At 68.9% G+C, this 24725-nt stretch carries 24 protein-coding genes; 19 read left to right on the plus strand and 5 right to left on the minus strand.

The window, feature by feature from the left end; genetic code table 11:
* Window positions 1-356 precede the first annotated feature (356 nt).
* The 12 genes from coxB to O4N75_RS05010 all read left to right on the plus strand — a co-directional run bounded on the left by coxB (window position 357) and on the right by O4N75_RS05010 (window position 11900).
* Window positions 357-1343, plus strand: coding sequence for a cytochrome c oxidase subunit II (gene coxB / locus O4N75_RS04955; protein WP_269628250.1), 987 nt, complete (start codon window positions 357-359; stop codon window positions 1341-1343).
* A gap of 17 nt (window positions 1344-1360) precedes the next feature.
* Window positions 1361-3013, plus strand: a complete 1653-nt coding sequence (gene ctaD, locus O4N75_RS04960; protein WP_267233246.1) for a cytochrome c oxidase subunit I — start codon at window positions 1361-1363, stop codon at window positions 3011-3013.
* Window positions 3014-3093: 80 nt separating this feature from the next.
* Window positions 3094-4065, plus strand: coding sequence for a heme o synthase (gene cyoE, locus O4N75_RS04965; protein ID WP_269628251.1), 972 nt, complete (start codon window positions 3094-3096; stop codon window positions 4063-4065).
* Window positions 4062-4214: a hypothetical protein gene (locus O4N75_RS04970; RefSeq protein WP_183771973.1), complete on the plus strand. Its 153-nt coding sequence runs from the start codon at window positions 4062-4064 to the stop codon at window positions 4212-4214. The genes cyoE and O4N75_RS04970 overlap by 4 nt, the downstream gene beginning before the upstream one ends.
* Window positions 4195-4833 carry a cytochrome c oxidase assembly protein gene (locus O4N75_RS04975; RefSeq protein WP_269628252.1) on the plus strand — a complete coding sequence of 213 codons (639 nt, stop codon included), beginning with the start codon at window positions 4195-4197 and terminating at the stop codon, window positions 4831-4833. The genes O4N75_RS04970 and O4N75_RS04975 overlap by 20 nt, the downstream gene beginning before the upstream one ends.
* 74 nt (window positions 4834-4907) lie before the next feature.
* Window positions 4908-5780: a cytochrome c oxidase subunit 3 gene (locus O4N75_RS04980; RefSeq protein ID WP_269628253.1), complete on the plus strand. Its 873-nt coding sequence runs from the start codon at window positions 4908-4910 to the stop codon at window positions 5778-5780.
* Window positions 5781-5791: 11 nt separating this feature from the next.
* Complete coding sequence (locus O4N75_RS04985) at window positions 5792-6148, plus strand: DUF983 domain-containing protein (protein ID WP_267233251.1); 357 nt, start codon at window positions 5792-5794, stop codon at window positions 6146-6148.
* Window positions 6141-6866, plus strand: coding sequence for an SURF1 family protein (locus O4N75_RS04990; protein ID WP_269628254.1), 726 nt, complete (start codon window positions 6141-6143; stop codon window positions 6864-6866). The genes O4N75_RS04985 and O4N75_RS04990 overlap by 8 nt, the downstream gene beginning before the upstream one ends.
* Window positions 6866-8260, plus strand: a complete 1395-nt coding sequence (gene thrC / locus O4N75_RS04995; RefSeq protein WP_269628255.1) for a threonine synthase — start codon at window positions 6866-6868, stop codon at window positions 8258-8260. The genes O4N75_RS04990 and thrC overlap by 1 nt, the downstream gene beginning before the upstream one ends.
* Window positions 8247-9524 (plus strand): pitrilysin family protein, encoded by a 1278-nt coding sequence (locus O4N75_RS05000; RefSeq protein ID WP_269628256.1) that lies wholly within the window; start codon window positions 8247-8249, stop codon window positions 9522-9524. The genes thrC and O4N75_RS05000 overlap by 14 nt, the downstream gene beginning before the upstream one ends.
* 46 nt (window positions 9525-9570) lie before the next feature.
* Window positions 9571-10182 carry a GNAT family protein gene (locus O4N75_RS05005; RefSeq protein ID WP_269628257.1) on the plus strand — a complete coding sequence of 204 codons (612 nt, stop codon included), beginning with the start codon at window positions 9571-9573 and terminating at the stop codon, window positions 10180-10182.
* Window positions 10183-10241: 59 nt separating this feature from the next.
* Window positions 10242-11900: a bifunctional diguanylate cyclase/phosphodiesterase gene (locus O4N75_RS05010; RefSeq protein WP_269628258.1), complete on the plus strand. Its 1659-nt coding sequence runs from the start codon at window positions 10242-10244 to the stop codon at window positions 11898-11900.
* A 6-nt stretch (window positions 11901-11906) separates the two neighbouring features.
* Here the strand turns inward: O4N75_RS05010 and O4N75_RS05015 are convergent, their stop codons facing one another.
* On the minus strand, window positions 11907-12476 hold the full coding sequence (locus O4N75_RS05015) for a YqgE/AlgH family protein (RefSeq protein ID WP_269628259.1): 570 nt from the start codon (window positions 12474-12476) through the stop codon (window positions 11907-11909).
* 114 nt (window positions 12477-12590) lie between these two features.
* Between O4N75_RS05015 and O4N75_RS05020 the strand changes: the two genes are divergently transcribed.
* Window positions 12591-13073, plus strand: a complete 483-nt coding sequence (locus O4N75_RS05020; RefSeq protein ID WP_267233258.1) for a peroxiredoxin — start codon at window positions 12591-12593, stop codon at window positions 13071-13073.
* Window positions 13074-13092: 19 nt separating this feature from the next.
* On the opposite strand, the gene O4N75_RS05025 is transcribed toward O4N75_RS05020, so the two are convergent.
* Complete coding sequence (locus O4N75_RS05025) at window positions 13093-14841, minus strand: acyl-CoA dehydrogenase (RefSeq protein WP_269628260.1); 1749 nt, start codon at window positions 14839-14841, stop codon at window positions 13093-13095.
* A gap of 340 nt (window positions 14842-15181) precedes the next feature.
* Here O4N75_RS05025 and O4N75_RS05030 point away from each other — a divergent pair, with 340 nt between their 5' ends.
* From O4N75_RS05030 to O4N75_RS05040, 3 genes are read left to right on the plus strand one after another with little or no spacing between them, the layout of a single operon-like run.
* The gene (locus O4N75_RS05030; protein ID WP_269628261.1) at window positions 15182-16468 is read left to right on the plus strand and encodes a YceI family protein; all 1287 of its coding nucleotides are present in this window, start codon (window positions 15182-15184) and stop codon (window positions 16466-16468) included.
* Window positions 16399-17364: an L-threonylcarbamoyladenylate synthase gene (locus O4N75_RS05035; protein ID WP_269628262.1), complete on the plus strand. Its 966-nt coding sequence runs from the start codon at window positions 16399-16401 to the stop codon at window positions 17362-17364. The genes O4N75_RS05030 and O4N75_RS05035 overlap by 70 nt, the downstream gene beginning before the upstream one ends.
* Window positions 17365-17381: 17 nt before the next feature.
* Window positions 17382-17681: a hypothetical protein gene (locus O4N75_RS05040; protein ID WP_269628263.1), complete on the plus strand. Its 300-nt coding sequence runs from the start codon at window positions 17382-17384 to the stop codon at window positions 17679-17681.
* 17 nt (window positions 17682-17698) lie between these two features.
* Here O4N75_RS05040 and O4N75_RS05045 read toward each other — a convergent pair whose 3' ends face one another.
* Window positions 17699-18103: a hypothetical protein gene (locus O4N75_RS05045; RefSeq protein ID WP_269628264.1), complete on the minus strand. Its 405-nt coding sequence runs from the start codon at window positions 18101-18103 to the stop codon at window positions 17699-17701.
* A gap of 156 nt (window positions 18104-18259) precedes the next feature.
* Here O4N75_RS05045 and O4N75_RS05050 point away from each other — a divergent pair, with 156 nt between their 5' ends.
* Complete coding sequence (locus tag O4N75_RS05050) at window positions 18260-18691, plus strand: PaaI family thioesterase (RefSeq protein WP_269628265.1); 432 nt, start codon at window positions 18260-18262, stop codon at window positions 18689-18691.
* 241 nt (window positions 18692-18932) lie between these two features.
* The gene (locus O4N75_RS05055; RefSeq protein WP_269628266.1) at window positions 18933-19673 is read left to right on the plus strand and encodes an MBL fold metallo-hydrolase; all 741 of its coding nucleotides are present in this window, start codon (window positions 18933-18935) and stop codon (window positions 19671-19673) included.
* Between the two features lie 14 nt (window positions 19674-19687).
* On the opposite strand, the gene rfbC is transcribed toward O4N75_RS05055, so the two are convergent.
* A complete protein-coding gene (rfbC, locus tag O4N75_RS05060; protein WP_269628267.1) occupies window positions 19688-20242 on the minus strand; it encodes a dTDP-4-dehydrorhamnose 3,5-epimerase in 555 nt (184 codons plus the stop codon).
* A gap of 25 nt (window positions 20243-20267) precedes the next feature.
* Entirely contained in the window at window positions 20268-20603 is a 336-nt protein-coding gene (locus O4N75_RS05065; protein WP_269628268.1) for a DUF2322 family protein, read from the minus strand.
* Window positions 20604-20781: 178 nt separating this feature from the next.
* Here O4N75_RS05065 and O4N75_RS05070 point away from each other — a divergent pair, with 178 nt between their 5' ends.
* Complete coding sequence (locus O4N75_RS05070; RefSeq protein WP_269628269.1) at window positions 20782-24681, plus strand: autotransporter outer membrane beta-barrel domain-containing protein; 3900 nt, start codon at window positions 20782-20784, stop codon at window positions 24679-24681.
* Window positions 24682-24725: the final 44 nt, after the last annotated feature.

Here is a 24725-nt window from a genome sequence, read left to right on the forward strand (position 1 = left end):
TCAGGTCTGCTTTCGGAAGGCGAGCCCACAGAAATAGGTGCTTGCGCCCCGGACGTCACCCCAATCCGCCGCCGACCGTTCGTGTCGGCCGGCGCCTTGATGAAAACCCGACGGCTTAACCTTCCGCAGTTATGCGAAAGCGGCCTTTTTCGGGCGTGGGCGAACCGTCCGAAGCGTCTCCATGTCGAGACATTGCGCCATAGGGGGTCTTAGCGCCTTGGCAAGCTACGGGAGAGCGCGTATGCACCCCGGCTTAAGGGCGGGGCCTCGCGGTTTGCGCGGCGCTACGTCTTGATTCAGTCGGCGGGGGCGATCGTCTTTCGCGAGGCGCGGCCGGCCAAGCAGACCGAGGGGACATGAAGTCTAGGGTTCAGGGCATGCGGACGTGGGCGGCGGCAGCCGCGGCGGGCGCAACGTCGGCGTTCTGGGGCGTCCAGGCGTTCGCAGAGGAATTGATGGGGCAACCGACCCCGGGCGGCATCGGGCTGCAGCCGGCCGCTGCGCCGCTGAAGCACGCTGCGCACGATTTCCACAATCTTATCCTGCTGCCGATCATCACGATCATCAGCCTGTTTGTGCTGGCTCTGCTGATCTGGGTCGTCGTGCGCTACAACAAGCGCGCCAACCCGGTTCCGGCGAAGTGGAGCCACAACACGCTGATCGAAGTGATCTGGACGGTCGTGCCGGTCCTGATCCTGATGTTCATCGCGATCTTCTCGTTCCGCCTGCTGTTCGCCTATCACGACATGCCCAAGCCGGATTACACGGTGAAGGCCACCGGTTATCAGTGGTACTGGGGCTACGAGCTTCCGGACCAGAAGGTCGGCGAGTTCGTCTCGAACATGCTGCCCGAGGAAGAAGCCGAGAAGCGTAAGGTTCCGTTCCGCCTGGCTTCGACCGAACCGCTGGTCGTTCCGGTCAACAAGACCGTCCGCGTGCTGGTCACCGGCGCCGACGTCATCCACGCCTTCGCCCTGCCGGCGTTCGGCCTGAAGATCGACGCGATCCCCGGCCGTATCAACGAAACCTGGTTCAAGGCCGAGCGTACCGGCACCTTCTACGGCCAGTGTTCGGAACTCTGCGGCGTCGACCATGCGTTCATGCCGATCGAGATCAAGGTCGTGACCCAGCCGGAATTCGAGGCTTGGGTGGCTTCCAAGGGCGGTTCGATGACCCCCGACGCCCCGGCTCCGGCGGCACCCGCCGCCGCGGCCGCCCCGGCCGCCGAAGGCGCCGCGACCCCGGCCGCCGCTACGGCGCCCGCCGCGGCTGCTCTGGCCGCCGCCGCGCCGGCCCCGACCTCCACGCCCGCCGCGCCCGCCGCGGCGCCGGCCGCGAAATGAGCCTAGGACATAGTAAGATGGCACAAGCCGCAGCTCACGATCACCACGAAGCCGAGCACAAGCCAGGCTTCATCGCGCGTTGGTTCTTCTCGACCAACCACAAGGACATCGGCACCCTCTACCTGCTGTTCGCCATCATGGCGGGCCTGGTCGGCGGCGCCCTTTCGGGCCTGATCCGCTGGGAGCTCGCCGAGCCGGGCATCCAGATCTTCAAGGAAGGCTCCTCGATCCAGCTGTTCGGGCTGGTTGAGCAGTCTAAGCATGGCTACAACGCCGTAGTCACCGCACACGCCCTGATCATGATCTTCTTCATGGTCATGCCGGCCATGATCGGCGGCTTCGGCAACTGGTTCGTGCCGCTGATGATCGGCGCGCCGGACATGGCCTTCCCGCGGATGAACAACATTTCGTTCTGGCTGCTGGTGGCCGCCTGGATCCTGCTGCTGGTCTCGATGTTCGTCGACGGCGGCCCGGGCAAGGGCTTCGGCGGCGGCTGGACGGCTTATCCGCCGCTCTCGACCACCGGGCACGCAGGTCCGTCGATGGACGCCGCTATCCTGGCGCTCCACCTCGCCGGCGCTTCGTCGATCCTCGGCGCCATCAACTTCATCACCACGATCTTCAACATGCGCGCGCCGGGCATGACCCTGCACCGCATGCCGCTGTTCGTGTGGTCGGTTCTGGTCACCGTCTTCCTGCTGCTGCTCTCGCTGCCCGTCCTGGCCGGCGCGATCACTATGCTGCTGACCGACCGTAACTTTAACACCCACTTCTTCGATGCGGCCGGCGGCGGCGACCCCGTCATGTACCAGCACCTGTTCTGGTTCTTCGGTCACCCGGAAGTGTACATCCTGATCCTGCCGGGCTTCGGCATCGTCAGCCACATCGTCTCGACCTTCTCGCGCAAGCCGGTGTTCGGTTACCTGGCCATGGCCTACGCCATGGTGGCCATCGGCTTCATCGGCTTCGTCGTGTGGGCCCACCACATGTACACCGTGGGCATGAGCATCAACCTGCGCGCCTACTTCGTGGCCGCCACGATGGTCATCGCGGTTCCGACCGGCGTGAAGATCTTCTCCTGGATCGCCACGATGTGGGGCGGCTCCATCGACTTCAAGACGCCGATGCTCTGGGCGATGGGCTTCATCTTCCTGTTCACCGTGGGCGGCGTCACCGGCGTGGTCCTGGCGAACGCCGGCATCGACTACACCCTGCACGACACCTATTACGTGGTCGCGCACTTCCACTACGTGCTGTCGCTGGGCGCCGTCTTCGCGATCTTCGCGGGCTTCTACTACTGGTTCGAGAAGATCTTCGGCGTGAAGTACCGCGAGTGGCTGGGCCAGCTGCACTTCTGGATCATGTTCGTCGGCGTGAACCTGATCTTCTTCCCGCAGCACTTCCTTGGCCTGCAAGGCATGCCGCGCCGCTACATCGACTATCCGGACGCGTTCACCCTCTGGAACCACGTGTCTTCGGTCGGCTACCTGGTGACCCTGGCTGCGGTCGGCGTCTTCCTGGTCGTCCTGCTCGACGCGATGATCTTCCGCCGCAAGGCCGAAGCCAATCCGTGGGGTGAAGGCGCGACGACGCTGGAGTGGACCCTGTCCTCGCCGCCGCCGTTCCACCAGTTCAACGAACTGCCGGTGGTCAAGCCGGACCTCCACTAGGTCCGGCTCCCAAAGACCTCTGTGGGGCGCGGGCTGGGACATTCCAGCGCGCGCCCTTCGGTCGTTTTGAGAGTATTGTGATGGCCATGTCGCCAGCCCTTCCACGCTCCAGCGCGCCCCCGCGGTGGCAGGACTACGTCCAGCTGCTGAAGCCGCGGGTCATGTCGCTGGTCATCTTCACCGCCATTACCGGGCTGGTCTGCGCCAACGCGCCGGTCAATCCGGTGCTGGCCGCGGTGGCGATCCTCTGCATCGCCGTCGGCGCAGGAGCGTCGGCCGCCTTCAACATGTGGTATGACGCCGACATCGACGCCAAGATGCGCCGCACCCGCGCGCGTCCGGTGCCGTCCGGCAAGGTGCAGGGCGCCGACGCCCTGGCCATGGGCGTGGTGCTGTCGCTGTTCTCGGTGATGCTGCTGGGCATGACCACCAACTGGCTGGCCGCCGGCCTGCTAGCCTTCACCATCTTCTTCTACGCCGTCGTCTATACGATGTGGCTGAAGCGCTCGACGCCGCAGAACATCGTCATCGGCGGACTGGCCGGCGCGCTGCCGCCGGTGATCGGCTGGGCGGCGGCGACGGGAACCGCGCCGCTGAACGCCTGGCTGCTGTGCGCGATCATCTTCATGTGGACGCCGCCGCACTTCTGGGCGCTGTCGCTCTACACCAGCGAGGACTATCAGAAGGCCGGGGTGCCGATGATGCCGGTCACCGCGGGCGCGGCCTCGACCCGCAAGCAGATCCTGATCTACAGCCTGCTGTTCATCCCGCTGTGCATCGTGCCGGCCTTCACCGGTCTCGGCGGCATGACCTATTTGGCGGTCGCAGGCCTGGGCGGGCTGGTGTTCCTGGTCCTCGCCTGGCGCGTGTTCCGCAGCCGGGCCGGCGAAACCGGCGGGCAGCGCAACGATGACGGCCTCTACGACGTGAAGGCCAGCTCCAAGGACGCGCGCAACCTGTTCGCGTTCTCGATCCTCTACCTGACCCTTCTGTTCGCGACCCTGCTGGCCGAGCACCTGCTCGACCTGCCCGCCGTCGGAGTTTTCCAGTGAGCGAGCCCACCCCCGATCCGACCGTCGAAGCTCGCGCGCGGCGCGGCCGCAACATCGCATTGGCGTTGGGCCTGGTGCTGTTCGTCGTCCTCGTCTTTGTGGTGACCATCGTGCGTCTGGGAGGCAGCGTTGGCCACCGGCCCTTCTAAGCCCGAACGCACGCCGCTGCAGAAGCGCAACCGCAAGGTCGCCCTGATCGCGGCCGGCGGCTTCGTGGCTATGGTCGGGGCGGCGTTCGCCTCGGTGCCGCTCTACAAGGCGTTCTGCCAGGTCACCGGTTTCGACGGCACCGTGCGCAAGGCCGAGGCCGCGCCCGACAAAGCGCTCGATCGCAAGCTGACGATTCGCTTCGACGCCAATATCCGCGAGCTGCCGTGGACCTTCACGGCCGAGCAGGTCACCCAGGAAGTGAAGATCGGCCAGACGGGCCTCGCCTTCTTCAAGGTGACCAACAACAGCGACAAGCCGCAGACGGGCCGTGCGATCTACAACGTCGTGCCCGAATCGGCCGGCGCCTATTTCCAGAAGCTCGAGTGCTTCTGCTTCTCGGATCAGACGATTCCGGCGAAGACGACCATCGAATTCCCGGTCGTCTACTTCGTCGATCCGAAGTTTGCGGACGACTTCGAGACCAAGGGCAAGGGCGAAGTGACCTTGTCGTACACGTTCTTCCCGTCGGTGGAGGCCGCGCGCGCCGAGAAACGCGCCGACGCCACAGCGGCAAAGCACTCTTCCGCCCTTGGCGTTCCGGCCAAGGCGGGGCTATAGCACACGCGAATTGTCATTCGCCGGTCCGAGAGAGGGGCAGGCGTCTGTGAGATCTGAGAGGGGTTAGGACCGAAATGGCCCACGGCGAAGTTAAGCACGACTACCACCTGCTGCCGCCCAGCCCGTGGCCGCTGGTGGGCTCCGCCTCCGCGACCATCATGGCGATCGGCCTGGTGATGTGGATGAAGGGCCTGTTCGGCGTCGAGAAGTCGCCGTGGCTGTTCCTGGCCGGCCTGGCCGGCGTCCTCTACACCATGTTCGGCTGGTGGTCGGACGTGATCAAGGAATCCAAGGCTGGCGACCACACGCCGGTCGTCTCGATCGGCCTGCGCTACGGCATGATCATGTTCATCGCTTCCGAAGTGATGTTCTTCGTCGCCTGGTTCTGGATCTTCTTCGAAATGGCCCTGTTCCACGGCCACCGGACCCTGTCCTCGATCGAGGAAGTCCGCGCCGCCTGGGCCACCTGGCCGCCGGCCGGCATCGAGACGGTTCCGGCCTGGAACCTGCCGCTGCTGAACACCCTGATCCTGCTGCTGTCGGGCACCACCGTGACCTGGGCGCACCACGCACTGCAGCAAGGCGACCGCAAGGGCACGAAGATCGGTCTGGCGCTGACCATCGCGCTCGGCGCCATCTTCACCATGGTGCAGGTCTACGAGTACCACCACATCCTCGAGCACAAGTACTTCTTCGGCGGCGAGGGCGCGGAGAACTCGGGCCTCTACGGGTCGGCCTTCTTCATGGCCACCGGCTTCCACGGCTTCCACGTCCTCATCGGGACGATCTTCCTGGCCGTTTGCCTGATCCGCCTGCTGCGCGGCGGCATGACCCCGCAGAAGCACTTCGGCTTCGAAGCCGCCGCCTGGTACTGGCACTTCGTTGACGTCGTCTGGCTCTTCCTGTTCGCCTTCATCTACGTGGTGTTCGGCGGGGCGGGCCACTAGGGCCCGCCGATATGGACAGTCCCAATCCGCTGCTGGCGGGCCTCCGCGGCCGCTGCCCGAACTGTGGAGAGGGACGCCTGTTCCAAGGCTTCCTGACCGTAGCCCCCGCCTGCGAGCGGTGCGGCTACGATCTGGCCAAGGCGGACTCTGGAGATGGTCCCGCGGTCTTCGTGATCCTGATCGCGGGCTTCCTCTGCGCCTTCGCCCTGCTCTTCACCGAGCTGGCGTTCTCGCCCCCGATCTGGGTGCACATCGTCGTCTTTCTGCCCCTGACGCTGTTCGTATGCCTTGGCCTGCTGCGGCCGCTGAAAGGCGTGCTGCTGGCCGCTCAGTTCGCCAACAAGGCTTCGGAAGCGCGCCATGACTGATCGCGCCCGGCGCTTTCCGGTCGGCCTGACGATCGCCGTCGCCATCTCCCTCGCCATACTGATCGGCCTCGGCAGCTGGCAGCTGCAGCGGCTGCACTGGAAAGAAGCCCTGCTGGCCCGCGTGGCGGCCCTGCAGGCGGCCCCCGCGACGAGCGGCGAAGCGGCGCTGGAACGGATGGCCGCCGGCGCCGACCTCGATTTCGCGCGGATCCGGCTGACGTGTCCGGGTCTGGCCAGCGCCCCCTATCTCGAGCTGTATTCGGTCCGCGAGGGTAAAGCCGGTTCGCGGCTGATCTCGGCCTGCCGCGTGGTCGGCGGCAGCTATCGGAGCATCCTGGTCGACCGCGGCTTCGTGCGCGACGACGTCTCCGCCCGGCCGCGGGTCAACGTCTCGGACCTGGCGCCGGTCGAGGTGGTCGGCGTGCTGCGCGTCCCCGAGGCCGGCAACCGGTTCAGTCCCGTCAACGACGTCGCCGCCAACCGTTGGTACGTCCGCGACGTGCCCGCCATGGCCCAGGCCCTGAACGTCGATGCGCCCGCGCCGCTGTTCCTGATGGCCGAGACCTCGTCCAACCCCGGCTGGCAGGCGCTGGACCCGGCCCCGTTGCCGGCCGAGATCTCCAACCGACACCTCGAATACGCCCTGACCTGGTTCGGCCTTGCCGCCGCCCTGGTCGGCGTCTATGCCGCCATGCTCTGGCGAACACGGAAGTCTTGATGCGGTACGTCTCTACGCGGGGGCAGTCGCCCTCGGTCGGCTTTGTCGATGCGGTCCTGGCGGGTCTCGCCCCGGACGGCGGGCTGTACGTCCCGCAGGAGTGGCCGAGCTTCACCCGCGACGAGATCGCCGCCTTCGCCGGGCGGCCCTACGCCGAGGTCGCCACCGCGGTGCTCGCCAAGTTCGTCGGCGACGAGATCGACGGCGAGACCCTCGCCGTGATGTGCGCCGAGGCCTATGCCAGCTTTACCCACGCCGCGGTCGTGCCGGTGCGCCAGATCGGCCCCGGCGGCTTCATCGCCGAGTTGTTCCACGGTCCTAGCCTGGCCTTCAAGGACGTGGCCATGCAGTTGCTGGCCCGCCTGTCCGACCACGTGCTGGGCCAGCAGAAGCGCACCCAGACCATCCTCTGCGCCACGTCCGGCGACACTGGCGGGGCGGCGGTCGAGGCCTTCCGCGGCCGCGCCAACACCAAGATCGTCGTGATGTTCCCGGACGGCCGGATCTCCGAGGTCCAGCGCCGCTTCATGACCACGGCCGAGGAGGACAACGTCCGCTGCGTGGCCGTCGCCGGCGACTTCGACGACTGCCAGGCGATCCTCAAGACCTCGCTGTCCGACGCCTCGCTCAAGCAGTCGGTCGGCCTGTCGGCGGTCAACTCGATCAATTTCGCCCGCATCGTCGCCCAGAGCGTCTACTACTTCACCGCCGCCGTGGCGCTGGGCGCGCCGCATCGGCCGGTCTCGTTCGCCGTGCCGTCGGGCAACTTCGGCGACGGGTTCGCCGGATATGTCGCCAAGCGCATGGGCCTGACCATCGACCGCATCATCGTGGCGACCAACTCCAACGATATCCTGGCCCGGGCCTTCGAAGACGGCCGTTACGTCCGCGGGGTCACCGCTCCGACCCAGTCGCCGGCCATGGACATCCAGTCGGCCTCGAACTTCGAGCGACTGTACTTCGAATGCGTGCGTCGCGACGGGGTCGAGACCGCCCGCGCCTTCGCCGCCTTCGCCGAGACCGGCGGCGTCGACATCCCGCCTCAAGCCCTGGCCGCCATGCGCGAGACCTTCACTGGCGTTGCGGTGGGCGAGGGCGACACCACCCGCACCATCGTCGCCACCCTGCGTGACGCCGGCGAACTGATCGATCCGCATACCGCCGTCGGTGTGTGCGGCATGCAGCGGGCCCGCGGCGTGACCACGGCCCCGATCGTGGTGCTGTCCACCGCCCATCCCGCCAAGTTCCCCGAGACGGTCGAGGCCGCCACCGGCGAGACCCCGGTGATGCCGCGCACCGCCGCGCACCTGGCCGGCAAGCCCGAGCGCTTCGACCGCCTGCCGGCTGACGCCGAGACCATCAAGGCCTATGTCAGGGCCTTTGCGGAAGGCTGAGGCTCTGCCCAACATTCATACCCTGAAGAACGGGGTCCGGGTCGTCTGTGACCCGATCGACGGTCTTGAGACACTGGCGCTGTCGGTCGTCGCCGGCCGCGGCGCGCGATCCGAGGACGAGGCCCGCTCCGGCTGGTCGCACCTGCTCGAACACATGGTGTTCAAGGGCGCTGGCGATCGTTCGGCCCGCGACATCGTCGAGGTGATCGAGGCCGAGGGCGGCCAGATCAACGCCGCCACCGGCTATGAGCGCACCAGCTTCCAGATCCGCGCGCTTAAGGGCGGGTTGGATCTTGGCAGCTCCGTGGTCGCCGATCTCGTCCTGCGTCCGACCATGGACGCCGGCGACCTCGCCCGCGAGATCCAGGTCGTCGGCCAGGAGATCGCCGAGGCCGCCGACACCCCCGACGACCACGTGTTCGAGATGGCCCAGGACGCGGCCTTTCACGGCCAGCCGCTGGGCCGGCCGATCCTAGGCACCGACGAGTCGATCGGCCGCGCCGACCCAGGCGCCCTATCTGCCTGGCGCAGCGCGCTCTACGCCCCCGACGCCCTGGTGATCTGCGCTTCCGGCGCTGTGGACGAGGACGAGTTGCTGGCCCTGGCCGAACGCGACTTCGGCGCCGCGGCCGGGCAGGGCGCCTGCGAGCCGGCGGCGGCCGCCTTCGTCGGCGGCGTGCGCACCACGCCTAAGGCGCTCGAGCAGGCCAACCTGGTCTTCCTGCTGCCGGCGGTAGGCGTGCGCGAAGAGACCTATTTCGCGCTGCGGCTCTACGCCGAGATCCTCGGCGGGGGCATGGCCTCGCGCTTGTTCCAGGAGGCCCGTGAGAAGCGCGGCCTGGCCTATGCGGTCGACGCCTATTCCGAGACCTATGCCGACACTGGCGTGCTCGGGGTGTTCGCCGGCTGCGCGGCCAAGGACGCGGTCGAACTGGCGAAGGTCGCGGCCGAGGAGATCAAGGGCATGGCCGGGGGCGTGCAGGCCGCGGAACTCGCCCGCGCCAAGGCCCAGCTCAAGGCTTCGATGTTCATGGCGCGCGAGCAGCCGCTGTCGCGGGCCGAACAGGCCGCCGCCCAGGTGCTGCTGTTCGACCGAACCCTGCCGCCGGCCGAACTCGCCGCCCAGATCGACGCCGTCGAGGCCGCCGACATCTCCCGTCTGGGCGCGCAGATGCTGTCCCCCGGCGCGGCAGCCGCCAGCATCCTCGGCCCCAAGGGCGCGATGAAGGCCGGCGAGGCCTTCCATCGGGCGCTGTTCGGCTGATCTCAGGCGGCTTGACGGATTCCACGCATCCCGCGAGGTTCCGCCCATGGCCTTGTTGGACTGGATCGCGCCGGAAAGCGGACTTCGCATCGAGGGCGACGGCGTGCGCCTGCGTCCGCCCCGCGCCGCCGACTTCGCCGAGTGGCGCGAACTGCGCATGCAGTCCAAGGAGTTCCTGCAGCCGTGGGAGCCGACCTGGCCGGCCGACGATCTGACCCGTGCGGCCTTCCGCCGCAGGCTCACCGCCTATGCGCGTGATCGCGAGGCGGGAACGGCCTATCCGTTCTTTGTTTTCCGCACGCGGGACGACGCACTGACCGGCGGGATCACGCTGTCGAACGTCCGCCGCGGCGTCGCCCAGATGGGCTCGATCGGCTACTGGTGCGGCCAACCCTTTGCCCGGCAAGGCCAAACCCTGGGGGCCGTGCGGGCCCTGACGGTCTTCGCCTTCCGCACGCTGGCCCTCCACCGGCTGGAGGCGGCCTGCCTGCCCAGCAACGAGCCGTCGCGGCGACTCCTCAACCGTGCCGGGTTTCGGGAAGAAGGTCTCGCCCAGGCTTATCTGAAAATTAACGGCGTCTGGCGCGATCATGTGTTGTTCGGCCTTGTGTCTCCCCTGCGGGCGCACGAGGGCCCGGACGAAGGAGTGTCTGTTTAGCGCTCGGCTGTCGTGGGCCGATCCGCTCTGCGGCGCGTTGGCCGGAATGTCTTGAGACGATGCCGAACGATCGTTGGAGCTGGGACGCAACCGCGACCTTGGAGGCGCTAGGCGCCGCCGATGTGGCCCTGTGGCTCTGGGAACCCGAAAAAGACCGCCTGCATCTGACTGGCGCTTCGCGCGCGCTGGGGCTGGGTCCGCTTGCGCCGGAATGTTCGTCGGCGGCCATGCGCGCCCTGGCCCTGCCGCCGGATCGGGCGCTGGCCGAGGACGTCCTGCGCGTCCAGGAACCGGGCACCGAGATTTCAGTTCGACTGCGCATGCGCGGCGGCGGCGTCTGCATCTGGCGCGGCGTGTGGCTGGAGGAAGGCCTGCGCGCCGCCGGGGTGGTTGCGCCGGAAGCCAAGTTCGCCGCCTCCGACCAGGACGGCCTGACTGGTCTGCTCGACCGCAAGAGTTTCGTCGCCCGCGCCCGCGAGCGCCTGGCCCATGCCGGCCAGCATGAGTTGGTGGTCGCCGACCTCGACCGCCTGCGCCGCCTGAACGAGGCGCTGGGCCACGAACGCGCCGACCTGGTGCTGGCCGCGCTCGGCTCGCGCCTGGCCGCCGCCTTCCCGCCGCACGCGCTGCTCGCGCGGGTCGGCGAAGACGAATTCGCCGTGCTGACCACGGTCAGCGACCAGCCGGCCGCCGAGACCCTGCGACAGGCGCTTGAGCAGCCGCTGCGGGTCGCCGGCTTCGATATCCACCCGACCCTGTCGATTGGCGCCGTCGAGGCCCTCGGCGGCGAGGATGCGCCGGAGGCCGCCGAACTGCTGCGCCGGGCCGAACTGGCGGTGGAAGCCGCCAAGAGCGGCGGGCGGGGGGGGGCGGCCGCGTATGGCCGCAGCCTGGAGAGCGACGGGCTTTCCAGGCTGGCGCTCGAAAGCGACCTGCGCGGGGCGCTCGGCCGCAATGAAATCGTACCGTTCTACCAGCCCATCGTGCGCCTCTCGACCGGTGCGCTGTCCGGCTTCGAGGCGCTGGTCCGCTGGCGCCACCCGCGCCGCGGCCTGCTGACCCCCGACCAGTTCCTGCCGCTCTGTGAAGAGATGGGACTGATGAGCGAGCTCGGCGCGCTGATGATGCGTCAGGCCGCGTCCCAGCTCGCCCGCTGGCGGCAGGACCACCGCGCCGCCGGCGAACTGACCGTGGCGGTCAATCTTTCGACCGGCGAGATTGATCGCCCCGACCTGGTGTCGGACGTGCTGGAGATCCGGCGCGAGACGGGTCTGCCGCCCGGCGCGCTGAAGCTGGAAGTCACCGAAGGCGACGTCATGCGCGATCCCGACCGCGCGGCGATCATCCTGTACAAGCTGCGCGAGGCGGGCGCGGCCCTGGCGCTCGACGATTTCGGCACGGGCTTCTCGTCGCTCAGCTACCTGACCCGGCTGCCGTTCGACACCCTGAAGATCGACCGCTACTTCGTGCGCACCATGGCTACCAACGAGGGCTCGGTGAAGATCGTCTCGTCCGTCGTCAAGCTGGGCCAGGACCTGTCGCTGGAAGTCGTCGCCGAGGGCGTCGAGAACGCCCAGATGGCCCGCCAGCTGCTCTCGCTGGGCTGTGACTACGGCCAGGGCTTCGGCTATGCGCCGGCGCTTTCGCCGCAGGAGGCCGAGGTCTATCTCAACGAAAGCTATGTCGACGGCGCAGCGCCCGTGAAGGCGCGCGGCTAGGGCGCGCTAGGCGCGGCCCGCGGTCGAGGTCAGCAGGCTGGCGTCGACCCCGATCTTGGCCAGGGCGTTCGACCACTTGTGGGCATGGTCCGTCCCGAAGATCAGCGTCTCGTCCGGCTCGCAGGTCAGCCAGACGTTCTCGCGCAGCTCACGTTCCAACTGGCCCGGGCCCCAGCCGGCATAGCCGAGCGCCAGGGTCGAGCGACGCGGCGGATCGCCATGGCCGGCGATCGCCTCCAGCACCTCGCGGGTCGCCGTCAGGGCGACGCCGCAGCCGACGTGCAGGCTGTTCTCGCCGGCGGTGTAGTCGTCTGTGTGCAGGACGAAGCCGCGTTCACGGTCCACCGGCCCGCCCAGCAGCACCAGTTCCGCCGGGATCTCGATGCTCGGCTTGACGTCCAGCCGGCCCAGCAGGTCGGGCAGGGTCAGGCCCTCGACCGGCCGGTTCACGGCGATGCCCATGGCGTGGCTCTCGTCGTGGGCGCAGATCAGCACCAAGGCGCGCTCAAAGCGCGGGTCGCCGATGCCGGGCATGGCGATCAGCATCTTGCCGGAAAGAAATTCGCCGTCTCCCATGCTCCGAATGTGACGCCGATCGCGCCGCTTTCAAGTCATCACGTTACACAAGGCCGTTGATGCCTGCGCCGGGGTCGCTATCTGGTGGGGCTGAGCTGATCAGGGAGACAGACCATGACCATCAAAGTCGGCGACAAGCTGCCCGCCGCCACCTTTTCCGCCGGGACCGCCGAAGGTCCCAAGCCGATGACGACGGACGAGATCTTCGCCGGCAAGAAGGTCGCGCTGTTCGCGGTGCCCGGGGCCTTCACCCCGACCTGCTCGGCCCGCCACCTGCCGGGCTTCAAGGACCACCTCGCCGACTTCAAGGCCAAGGGCGTGGACGCCATCGCCTGCGTGTCGGTCAACGACGCCTTCGTCATGAAGGCCTGGGGCGAGAGCCAGTCGGTGCTGGGCGACATCCTGATGCTGGGCGACGGCAACGGCGACTTCACCAAGGCGCTGGGCCTGGAGATGGACGCCTCGAAGTTCGGCATGGGCGTCCGCTCGCAGCGCTACTCGATGATCGTCGAGGACGGCGTCGTGAAGGAGCTCAATGTCGAAGCGCCGGGCGAGTTCAAGGTTTCGGCCGCCGACTACATGCTGGCCCAGCTTTAAGGCCGCTTGGCTCTGGGCGTCAGGCGCCCAGAGCCTCCGCGCCGACGGCTTCGAGGTCGTCGGCCCCTTCCATGACCCCGGCGGCCAGGCCCGGAGCCTGGGCCAGGACCTGGCTGGCGAACACGCGGGCCAGGGCGGCCTTGCTCTTGCTCCAGCCGTCGTCGCCGCCGGCGACCGCCTGGGCCTGGCGGGCCAGCATCCAGCCTCCGACCACGTCGCCGGCCAGTTTCAGATAGGGCGTGGCGCCGGCCAGGGCGTTGGGGCCCTTGTTCTGCAGCACCCAGTCGGTGGCGCGCTCCAGCGCCGCCACCCCGGCTTCGAGATAGGCCGCGACGCCGCCGAGGGCCGGATCGCCCTGTAGCGCCTGGACCGTCTCGTGCATCTCGGCGCAGAGCGCGTCCATCACCGCCCCGTCCTGCATCGCGACCTTGCGGCCGATCAGGTCGATGGCCTGGATGCCGTTGGTGCCTTCGTAGATCGGGGCGATGCGGGCGTCGCGATAGTGCTGAGCCGCGCCCGTCTCCTCGATGAAGCCCATGCCGCCGTGCACCTGCACGCCCATCGAGGCGACCTCGACGCCGACATCGGTCGACCAGGCCTTGGCGATCGGGGTCAGCAGTTCCTGCCGGGCCTTGGCGGTGGCGCGCTCGGCCTCGCTCGGCGCCAGGCGGGCCTGGTCGGCCAGCACGCCGGTGGTCATGCAGATGCCGCGGGCGGCCTCGATCTTGGCCTTCATCAGCAGCAGCGAGCGGCGCACGTCGGGGTGGCCGTAGAGCGGGGCCGGGTATTCGGCCGACCACACCGCACGGCCCTGCTTGCGCTCCTGGGCGAAGGCTAGGGCCTGCTGGAAGGCGCGCTCGGCGATGCCGACGCCCTGGACGCCGACCTGCAGCCGGGCGGCGTTCATCATGACGAACATATGGGCGATGCCGTTGTTGATCTCGCCGACCAGCTCGGCCTTGGCGCCCTCGAACAGCATCACGCAGGTGGGCGAGCCGTGGATGCCCAGCTTGTGCTCGATGGAGCCGGCGCGAAGATCGTTGGCGATCCCCAGGGAGCCGTCGTCCAGCACTTCGCGCTTCGTCGCCAGGAACAGCGAGATGCCTTTCACGCCGGGCGGCGAGTCGGGCAGGCGGGCCAGCACCAGGTGGCAGATGTTGTCGGCCGCGTCGTGGTCGCCCCAGGTGATGAAAATCTTCTGGCCGTACAGGCGATAGCCGCCGTTCCCGTCAGGCTCGGCGCGGGTGGTGACGGCGGCGAGGTCCGAGCCGGCCTGCGGCTCGGTCAGGTTCATCGTCCCGGTCCATTCGCCCGAGACCAGCTTGGGCAGCACCAGGGACTTCTGGCGCTCAGTGCCGTGCAGGTCGAGCGCCTCGATCGCGCCCTGGGTCAGCATCGGGCAGAGGCCGAAGGCCATGTTCGAGGCGTGCACCATCTCGAACACCGCCAGCTCCATGGCCTTGGTCAGGCCCTGGCCGCCGTGCTCGGGGTCGGCCGACAGCGAGTTCCAGCCGCCGGCGACGAAGGCCTGGTAGGCGTCGGCGAAGCCGGGCGCGGCGATCACCGCGCCGTTCTCGTAGCGCGCGCCGACCTGGTCGCCCTTGCGGTTCAAGGGGGCGAGCTGCTCCTCGGTGAAGGCCCCGGCCGCTTCCAGCACGGCGGCGACCGTATCGTCATCGAGTTCGGCAAAGGCGCCGGATACCAGCGCCGGATGGCCGGCGATCTGCAGCGAGAGGGCGAGGTCACGGACGGGCGCGCGATAGGACATGCTGAACTCCGATATGTCAGGCGTTCTTTAGGGGAGGTGCGGCGGCGCTCCAAGCGTTCACGAGTTGCGAAACGCAAGCCGTTGATTGCACGAGGGTTGAGCGCGCGCCGCCGGGCCCTCGCGCAGGCCGCGGCCGGCGTCGCGGGCCTAATGTTGCAGCCGGCGGAACAGTGCGTTGCCGCGCGCGGCGCGGTTCGGGGCTAGCGAGATCGGCCGGTCGGCCCATATGGAAATCTGGAACGCAACTGCGCCTTAGCGGCAGGTTTTCCAGGACGGCGTCCACGAACCTGCCACAGGGTGCGACGCGCTCGCCGTCGCGTCGAGTTAGAGTAGAGCGTCCATGTCCGAGCCCGCCCAGGCGCACACCCGCTACAGCGCCGTCGCGATCGTCCTGCACTGGCTGATCGCCGCGGCCATCGTGTTCCAGGTCATCATCGCCTGGCGGATGGGCGGCGGGCGGACCCCCGAGGGCTTCGCCCTCATCCAACTTCACAAGTCGATCGGGATCACCGTCCTGCTGCTCAGCCTGGTTCGGCTGGCCTGGCGCCTGACCCACCGCCCGCCGCCGCTGCCGGCCGGCATGGCGACCTGGGAGAAGGCGCTGGCCAAGGTCGCGCACATCGGGCTCTACGTGATCATGATCGGTCTGCCGATCACCGGTTGGATCATGGTTTCGGCGAGCCGGATCCAGGTGCCGACCCTGCTCTACGGCGTCATTCCCTGGCCGCACGTGCCCGGACTGGCGCACCTGGCCGAGCCGGCCAAGAGCGCCTGGCATGGCTTCGGCGAGACCGGGCATGAGGTCCTGACCTGGGGCGCCTATGCCCTGGTCGCGCTGCACGTGGCCGGGGCGCTCAAGCACCAGCTGTTTAGCAAGGACGAGCCGGTGCTGGCGCACATGGTCCCCGGGGCCCGTCCCGGCGCCTGGTTCGACCCGCGGCTGGTCGCCATCGCCGCCGCCGCCCTGGCGACCGTCGCCGCCGGCTACGCCGTGCGGCCTGCGCCGCCGGCCAGCAAGCCACTGCCGCCTCCGCCCGCAGTGGTCGAGGCCGCGCCGAGCGAAGCGCCGCAGGTCGCCGCGCCGGTGGTCGTCGAAACCGCGCCCACCACGGATACGCCGACTGAGACGGCCGCGCCGGCCTGGAAGGTCGACGCCGGATCGACCCTGGGCTTTGCGACCGCCTGGGGCGGGGTGGCGATCGAGGGCCGCTTCGACCGATGGAACGCCGACATCCTGTTCAGCCCCGAGGCGCTCGACCGATCCAAGGTCAGCGTCGGCATCGACCTGGCCTCGGCGGTCAGCGGCGATGCGCAGCGCGACGAGTCCCTGCAGGGCGCGGACTGGTTCGACACCGCCGAGCACCCGAAGGCGACCTTCACCGCCACCCGCTTCGAGAAGACCGGCGAGAACCGCTACGTCGCCCATGGAACTCTCGCCCTGCGCGGGGCGAGCCACCCGCTGCGGCTGCCGTTCACGCTCAAGATCGAGGGCGACAAGGCGCGCGTCAGCGGTGTAACCACCCTCGACCGCACGGCCTTTGGCGTCGGACAGGGCGAGTGGAAGAACACCGATCAAATTCCGGCCGAGGTGAAGGTGAGCGTCAACCTGACGGCGACGCGGCGCTAGACGCCGCCGTCCGGGCGCTGCGCGAGGGCCAGCTGGTCATCCTGCCCACCGAGACGGTCTACGGGCTGGCGGGCGACGCCGGTGATCCGCGGGCGGTGGCGGCGATCTTCGAGGCCAAGGGCCGGCCGAGCTTCAACCCGCTGATCTCGCACGTCGCCGACCTGGCGGGCGCCCAGAGGATCGCGGTCTTCGACGACCGCGCCCGGGCGCTGGCGCAGGCGTTTTGGCCCGGTCCCCTGACCCTGGTGCTGCCGGTCGCCGACCCCGTGGCGGTGAGCGACCTGGCCCGCGCCGGCCTCGACACCGTGGCGGTGCGCGTTCCGGTCCATCCGCTGGCCCGCGCGCTGCTGGCGCGGTTCGGCGGGCCGGTGGTGGCGCCGTCGGCCAACCGCTCGGGACGGCCCAGCCCCACCAACTACGCCGACGCCATGGAAGAGACGGGCGACAAGGTGGCGGCCGCGCTCGACGGCGGCCCCTGCGAGGTCGGCCTTGAGTCGACGGTGGTCGCGCTGCTCGACCAGCCGCGGCTGCTGCGGCCGGGCTCGGTCACGCGCCAGCAGATCGAGGCGGTGATCGGCCCGCTGGCCGAGGCCGAGGCCGACGCCAAGCGCTCGCCCGGCCGGCTGGCCCGCCACTATTCGCCCAAGGCTCCGGTCCGGCTGAACGCCGACGCCCCGCAGCCGGGGGAGGCTTATCTCGCCTTCGGGCCCGGCGAGCACCGCTGGAACCTCAGCCCCACGGGCGACCTGCGCGAGGCCGCCGCGCGCCTCTTCGCCTATCTGCGCGACGCCGACCGCACAAACCCGGCGGCCATCGCCGTTGCCCCGATCCCGCAGGAGGGGCTGGGCGAGGCGATCAACGACCGGCTCAAGCGCGCCGCCGGTTTCGTCGGCTAGATGTCGGGGCGAGAGCTATGACGCCGATCGAGTATCGCCTCGAGCTCTACGACACCTCCGGCCGGCATCGGCCGATCGCCGTCCTCACTGCGGCCGGTCCTTTCACACCTGTGTCGGTCGGCGACCGGTTCGACGACGAAGGCTGGCCGCGCCTGGATGCAGACGATCCGCCGGGCGCGCCCACGAGCCCGCGGCGCTACACGGTTCATTCCGTCAAGCATGTGGTGATCCAGCAGGGCGACCGCATCGTCGCGCGCTACTGCCTCAACCTGACCCCGTTCGACGGCGAGCGGTCGCCGGTGTGGGGCGCGGAGTAGCGGCGTGCCGCGGGCGTCTATGGCGGCCGGCATCTGTACCCGAGCGGCTTGAACTCAAGACTCTTCGGAGACTGTTCGAGATCGGTCGGCAGCTGGAAATCGGCATAGGCCAAGCGGCCTGAGATCTCGCCGCCGGGCGCGACGTAGGTCGCACAGCCGCCCGGGCAATAGCCGGTGTTGAAGCCTCGCAGGGCGAACGTCCGCCCGGCGACGTGCAGAAAGACCCGGTCGCCGTCCTGGTCGATGGCCCCGCCCCGATTGGGCCAATGCTCGGGCAAGACGCAGACGCCGCTGTCGCCGGTGTTGCGATACCGGACCACCACCCGCCGATCGGCAGGCTGATCCTCAAAGCTGTAGGCAAGCGGCTGAAGCGTCGTCGTCGTCGCACATCCGGCGGCCGCAGCGACCCATGCGGCGACCATCCACCTGGTCCGACCTTTCGGCCTGCTCATGACTTGGAGCTTGGTCTGGCGGCAAGGCCTCCGCAACTGGCCCTGCCCGCAAAGGGAACTTGCGCGCCCTGGCCAGTGATGTTTCGTTCGACTATCCGGCATATGCCCTAATCGCGGCTACGCGACGTGGAGTACGACAACGTGACAGCATCACTCGCGACAATTGCTCATCCGTTCGCCGAGACGATGAAGCTCTGTGTTGACGAGCGAAGCGCAGGGCGCAGCATCTGCTCAATCGAGATCGAACCGGGCATTCACCACAATCCGCACCACGTCGCCCACGGCGCCGTGTTTTACGCCTTAGCTGACACGGGCATGGGGGCGGCGCTCTACCCCACCCTGGATGCGGGTGAGACGTGCGCCACCATTGAAATCAAGATCACCTATTTCCGTCCTGCTCCCGCGGGCACTATCCGGTGCGAGACGGTGGTGCTCAATCGCGGGCGGACAATCGCAAATCTCGATTCTCGCCTCAATCTCGGCGACACGTTGATCGCGCAGGCCAATGGCAATTTCGCAATCCTGAAGCAGAAGGAAACTGCCGCGGCCGCTGCATAAGCGACATGGCCCGGCAAAGGCGGTCACTACCCCGGTGATTCCGAAAAGTTGCATGGGCGCCCAGGCGGCCCATGGAGATCCTGCCCTGCCTGGAGCTGCGCAAGGCCTCCAGCGCATTCGCGGGTGGGTGCGGCCAGGTGGCGAACATGGCGTCCGCTGGGGGCGCCTTCGACTGGAAAACCGGCCTTGATGCGCGCAAGCTGAAACCGAACGTCGCCACCAGTCATTGGGAGGCCCAGGGATGGAAGTTCGCGCTGCTGAGATCGCCGACGGGGTCTATCGCTTCTCGACCTTCGTGCCTGACATCGCGCCGCCGCTCGGCTTCACCTTCAACCAGTATCTGATCACCGCCGAGGAGCCGTTGCTGTTCCACACCGGCCCCAAGCGGATGTTCCCGCAGATCTCGGAGGCGGTCAGCCGCATCCTGCCGCTTGAGGCGCTGCGGTGGATTTCGTTCGGCCATGTCGAGTCCGACGAGTGCGGGTCGATGAACGAGTGGCTGGCCGCGGCGCCCGCCGCCACGGTCGCGCATGGCGTCACCGCCTGCATGGTTTCGCTGAACGATCTCGCCGACCGACCGCCACGCGTGCTCGCCGACGGAGAGGTGCTGGATCTCGGCGGCCGGCGCGTGCGCTGGCTCGACACGCCGCATGTGCCGCATGCCTGGGAGTCGGGCCTGATCTACGAGGAAGCCGGCCGCACCCTGTTTTCCGGCGACCTGTTCACCCAATGCGGGGACGGCCCGCCGCTCACCGAGGCGAGCATCGTCGAGGCGGCGATCAGCGCCGAGACCATGTTCCAGGCCAGTTCGCTGACGCCCGAGCTGGGAACGACCATCCGCCGCCTGGCGAAGCTTAGCCCCAGCAAATTGGCGGTGATGCACGGGTCTTGCTTTGAGGGCGATTGCTCAACTCAGCTGGAGCGTCTCGCCGCGTTCTACGACGGCGCGCTTGAAGCGGCCTGGAGCAGCGCGCACGGCTGAGAGCGGAGGCACGGTCAGAACGCGACGGGCGGCAGGTCCCTAAGTCGCGGCGCGGAGCGGTCCCGCCCGGAGAGGATGGCGTCGTGGGGATCGACGCCCCAGTCGATGCGCAGGTCCGGGTCGTCCCAGGCGATAGCGCCCTGGTGCTGCGGGGCGTGGGGGCGGTCGACCTTGAGGAGCAGTTCGCTGTCGTCGGCGAGGGTGACGCATCCGCGGGCGAAGCCGCGTGGCGAGTAGAGTTGCTCGCCGCCTTCGGCGCTCAGCCGCGCGCCTGCCCACCGGCCGAAGGTCGGCGAGCCGGAACGGATGTCCACGGCGACGTCATAGGCGGCTCCGCGCAGCACGCGCATGAGCTTGGCCTGCGCAAAGGGCGCGGCCTGGAAGTGAAGGCCGCGGACCGTGCCGGCGCGCCGCGAGTTCACCTGATTGTCCCGCAGGAAGTCGGCCTCGATCCCCGCCGCCGCCAGGCGCGAGCGCTCCCAGGTGGCCGAGACCCATCCGCGTGCATCCTCGCGGCGCTCTGGAACCAGCAGCCGCACTTCGGGGAGGGCCAGCGAGGCGACCTTCATCGATGCGGCCTCCCCTGGGCGCCGGTCAGCCGCCGGCGGCGACAATCTCGATCTGCAGCGGGCCGCCACCGGCGACGATCTCGAGCAGGCGGTCGATATTCGGGTGCGCGCCGGGGCGGCTGCGGGCGTCGGCCGTGTGCTCGGCGAACACCGCCAGGCCATGCTCGGCCGCCTGCGCATCCAGGGCGCCGAAGGCCTGCTTGAGGTACTGGTAGACGGCCAGCGAGCCTTGCTTGCCAGGCTGGTTCTCGATGCTGGCGAGGACCTTGCCCTGGGCGTCGATGAGGTCGATGCGCTGCACGCCGTCGATCGCCGGCAGTCGCTGCAGGTTGTCCTTGAAGGTCGCGCCCGGGTGAATCATCGCCAGCCTGTCTCGAAGTTGATCGCAGGAGGCGTGTAGCACTTGCCGGGCCGAACGCCAGGACGAGACGAAGGCGGGGTCCAAGGGGGCGGGCGCGGGCCCGCGAGCGTGGCCATGCCCAAACGAATAATCAACCTATGGTGCAAAGCATGGTCCGCTTTCGCGAATGACGTGGGCCATGCAGAAGAATCTCGAAAGTGGAGCGGTGCGCGCGCGCGCCGAAGTCCGACCGTCGGACCATCGCCGTCTCCTGTTCTCCGCCGCCCCGCTGATGTTTGCATTGGCCAGCGCGGCGCCGGCCTTGGCCCAGTCCGTGACGGGCGGCGGCGATCTAAACCAGAGTCCCATCCAGACGCCGGACTGGGTCGTCGCCGGCGATCTCATCGTGGGCGTTGCGGGCCCCGGTACGCTGACCATCGAGGACGGCGGAACCGTGGAGAACGACTCCGGATATGTCGGCGACGGCGCCGCCGGGCAGGGGACGGTCACGGTCTCCGGCCAGGGCGGCGGACAGGCTTCGACCTGGACCAACAATGGCCTGCTGGCGGTCGGCCAGTCGGGCACGGGCACGCTGACCATCGAGGATGGCGGCCTGGTGACCAGCCAGTACAGCTATGTCGGCGCGGACCCCACCGGCGATGGCACGGTGACCGTGCGCGGCCGTGGCGCCGACGGCGTCGCGTCGACCTGGACCAACGGTGATCTCCACCTCGGCGATCTCGGGATCGGCCGGCTGATCATCGAGAACGGCGGCGTGGTGAGCAACGCCTACGTGACGATCGGCGGCGGCGGGCCAGGCGTCAGCAGCGTGACGGTCTCGGGCCGCGACGCCCTGGGCGTGTCCACCTGGACGAGTTCGGGGCCGGTGTATGTCGGCGCGTTCAGTACAGGCTCCCTCCGCGTCGACGGCGGGGCCCTGATGCACAGCGACCAGGGCATAATCGGCGGCGAGATAGGCAGTCCGGGCGTTGGAACGGGCTCCGTGGTGATCTCGGGCACCGACGGCGCGGGCGCCGCCTCGACCTGGAACAGCGCGAACCTCTACGTCGGGGCCTATAGCAACGGCACGCTGACGATCGAGGACGGCGGCGTGGTGAACACGACCGGCGCCGGCTATGTCGGTTACAACGGCGCCGGGCTGGGCACGCTGGTGATTTCCAGCAGCACCGGCGACGTCTCGACCTGGGACGTCTCGAACGAGATTTTCGCCGGCTTCGACGGGCATGGCGACCTGACCATCGAGAACGGCGGCAGGGTCATTGCGGGAGCGGGCGTCGTCGTCGCCAGAAACGCCGGGTCGGTCGGAGCCTTGAGCCTGCGGGGGGACGCCGGCGGGCGCGGCGTGCTGGAAGCCAGTTCGGTGTCTGGAGGACTCGGCGCGGCCACCCTCGATCTCGACGGCGGCGTGCTGCGAGCAACGTGGGGATCGTCGAATTTTCTTCCCGGGTTCAGCTCGCTGACCATCGGGGGCGAGGGCGCCTGGTTCGACACCAACGGCTATGACATCGGCGTCGCGTCGGACTTCTCCGGGACGTCGAGCTTCAACAAGCTTGGTCTGGGAAAACTGACGCTCACCGGCGACAGCTCGGCGTTCACGGGCGCGACCACCGTCTCTGCGGGCAAGCTGATGGTTGGCGAGACCGGCGCCGCCGCCGCGCTGGGCGGCGACGTCGACGTCCGGGCGGGCGGCGCCCTGGGCGGCGTCGGAAACATCGGCGGAAACGTGAACGTGGCCGGCTCCGGTGTTCTCTCTCCCGGCGGTTCGACCGCTCCGGGGACTCTGACGATCGGCGGCGACCTGACGCTCTCCGGCTCCTCGGTGCTGAACTTTCGGCTCGGCCAGGCGGGCACGGTCGGAGGCGGGTTGAACGATCTCCTGGTCGTCGGCGGCGCCCTGACTTTGGACGGCACGCTGAACGTCACGGCGCCGCCGGGCGGAACCTTTGGGCCGGGCGTCTACCGCCTGATCAGCTACACCGGGGCCCTGACAGACGCAGGCCTGGGCCTCGGCGCTCTGCCGGCTGGAGGGACCAACACCATCCAGACTTCGATCGCCAACCAGGTGAATCTGGTCAACACCGCCGCGCCGGGCGGCGGTGGCGGCGGCGGTCCAACCAGCCCTCCGGACCCGCCTCCGCCGCCTCCGCCGCCTCCACCGCCGCCGCCAGGGCCGTTCGACTTCTGGGACGGCGCAGGCGGGGTGGCCGACGACGGGGCGATCCAGGGCGGCGACGGGTTATGGCAGGTCGGCGGCCCGAACAGTTGGACGCAGGCCGCCGGCGCGACCAACGGGAGTTTCCGCAACGGCGTCTTCGCGATCTTCGCCGCGAAGTTCGGCTCGGTTACAGTGGACGACAGCGCCGGCCCGGTAGCGGTCAGCGGCATGCAATTCGCCTCCGACGGCTACAGGCTGTCAGGCGACGCGATCACCCTGCAGTCGGGCGACGCCGTGGTGCGGGTCGGAGACGGGACGGCGGCGGGCGCCGGCTTCACGGCGATCATCGACGCTGCGCTCAGCGGCCCAGGCAAGCTGGACAAGACCGATCTCGGCACCCTGATCCTGACCGGCGCCAGCAGCCATACGGGTGGGACCAGGGTCTCATCGGGGACCTTGCAGGTCGACGGCGAGGTCGGCGGCGCCCTGGATGTCTCCCCCGGCGGGCGGCTCAGCGGGTCCGGCAGAGTGGGGCCGACGTCCAACCAGGGCGTGATCGCGCCGGGAGCCGGAGGATTCGGGACACTGACGATCGCCGGGGACTATGCCGGGTTGGGCGGCAGGCTCGAGATCCAGGCCAGGCTGGGCGCAGACGACTCGCCGGCCGATCGCCTGGCGGTGACCGGGGCTGTTTCGGGGCTCACGCCGGTCGTGGTGACCAATGTCGACGGCCAGGGCGCTGCAACCACGAAGGGGATCCTGGTGGTCCAGGTCGATGGCGCGTCGAACGGGCGGTTCGCGCTGGCCGGCGGGGACTACAGCATTGGCGGGCAGTCGGCGCTGGTCGCCGGCGCCTACGGCTATGTTCTGGAGAAAGATGCGGCGGACGGAGACTGGTACCTGCGTTCCAGCCTGCCAGATCCCGGCGGCGCGGCCGGCGGGTCGAACACGTCGCGCCCGCCGCTGTTTCAGCCCGGCGTCCCGGTCTATGAGGCCTATGCCGACGTGCTGCTCTCGCTGAGCGAGGCTTCGTCCCTGCGTCAGCGCGTGGGCGATCGCCGCTATGACCCGGCCGATGCCGACCAAACGGGCGTCTGGGCGCGGATCGAGGGACGGACCAACCACCTTGAGCCTTCGGTCACCGCGACGGGGGTTCATCACGACACCGACAGCTGGAAGATGCAGTTCGGCGTCGACCGCGTGCTGGCCGGCGGGGAGGGCGGCGCGCGCCTGATCGCGGGCGTCAAAGCCCAGCTCGGCGCGGCCGACACGAGGCTCTCTTCTGCGCATGGGGGCGGGGACATCGACACCGACGCTTACGGGATCGGCGTCGCCATGACCTGGTATAGCCCACGCGGAGGCTATCTCGACGCCCAGGCGCAGTCCGTCTGGTTCGACAGCGAGCTGACGTCGAGCCTGGCCGGACGCCAGACTTCGGGGCAGAAGGGCCGCGGCGTCGGGGCGAGCCTGGAGGCCGGCAAGGCGTTCGTCCTGGGCGCCGATCTTGCGCTCACGCCGCAGGCCCAGCTCAGCTACGCCTCGACGGATTTCGACAGCTTCAACGACGGGTTCGGCGTCCGCGTCGACAGCGCCAAGGGAGAGAGCCTGCAGGGGCGCGTCGGCGTGGGCCTCGACCACGCCCGCGTCTGGCGGAGCGCCGGCGGCGAGACGCGGCAGGTCAAGCTCTACGGCCTGTTCAATTTGAAGTACGAGTTCCTTGACGGGGCCCGCGTGCTGGTGGCCGGGACGCCTCTCGACAGCCGGCAGAGCCGCACCTGGGGCGGGCTTGCCGCCGGCGCGGACTATAGCTGGGGCGACGGTCGCTACGCCCTCTATGGGCAGGCGGCCGCCGATACCGGTCTGTCGTCCTTCGGCGAGAGCTATGCGGTCACGGGCGGCGCGGGCTTCAGAATGCGGTTCTAGCCGCGCGGACGAGCAAGAATTGGGTTCAAGCGCGCCGTACGTCG

Origin of the sequence: Phenylobacterium sp. NIBR 498073, assembly GCF_027286305.1 — a bacterium.
Classification (GTDB): domain Bacteria; phylum Pseudomonadota; class Alphaproteobacteria; order Caulobacterales; family Caulobacteraceae; genus Phenylobacterium.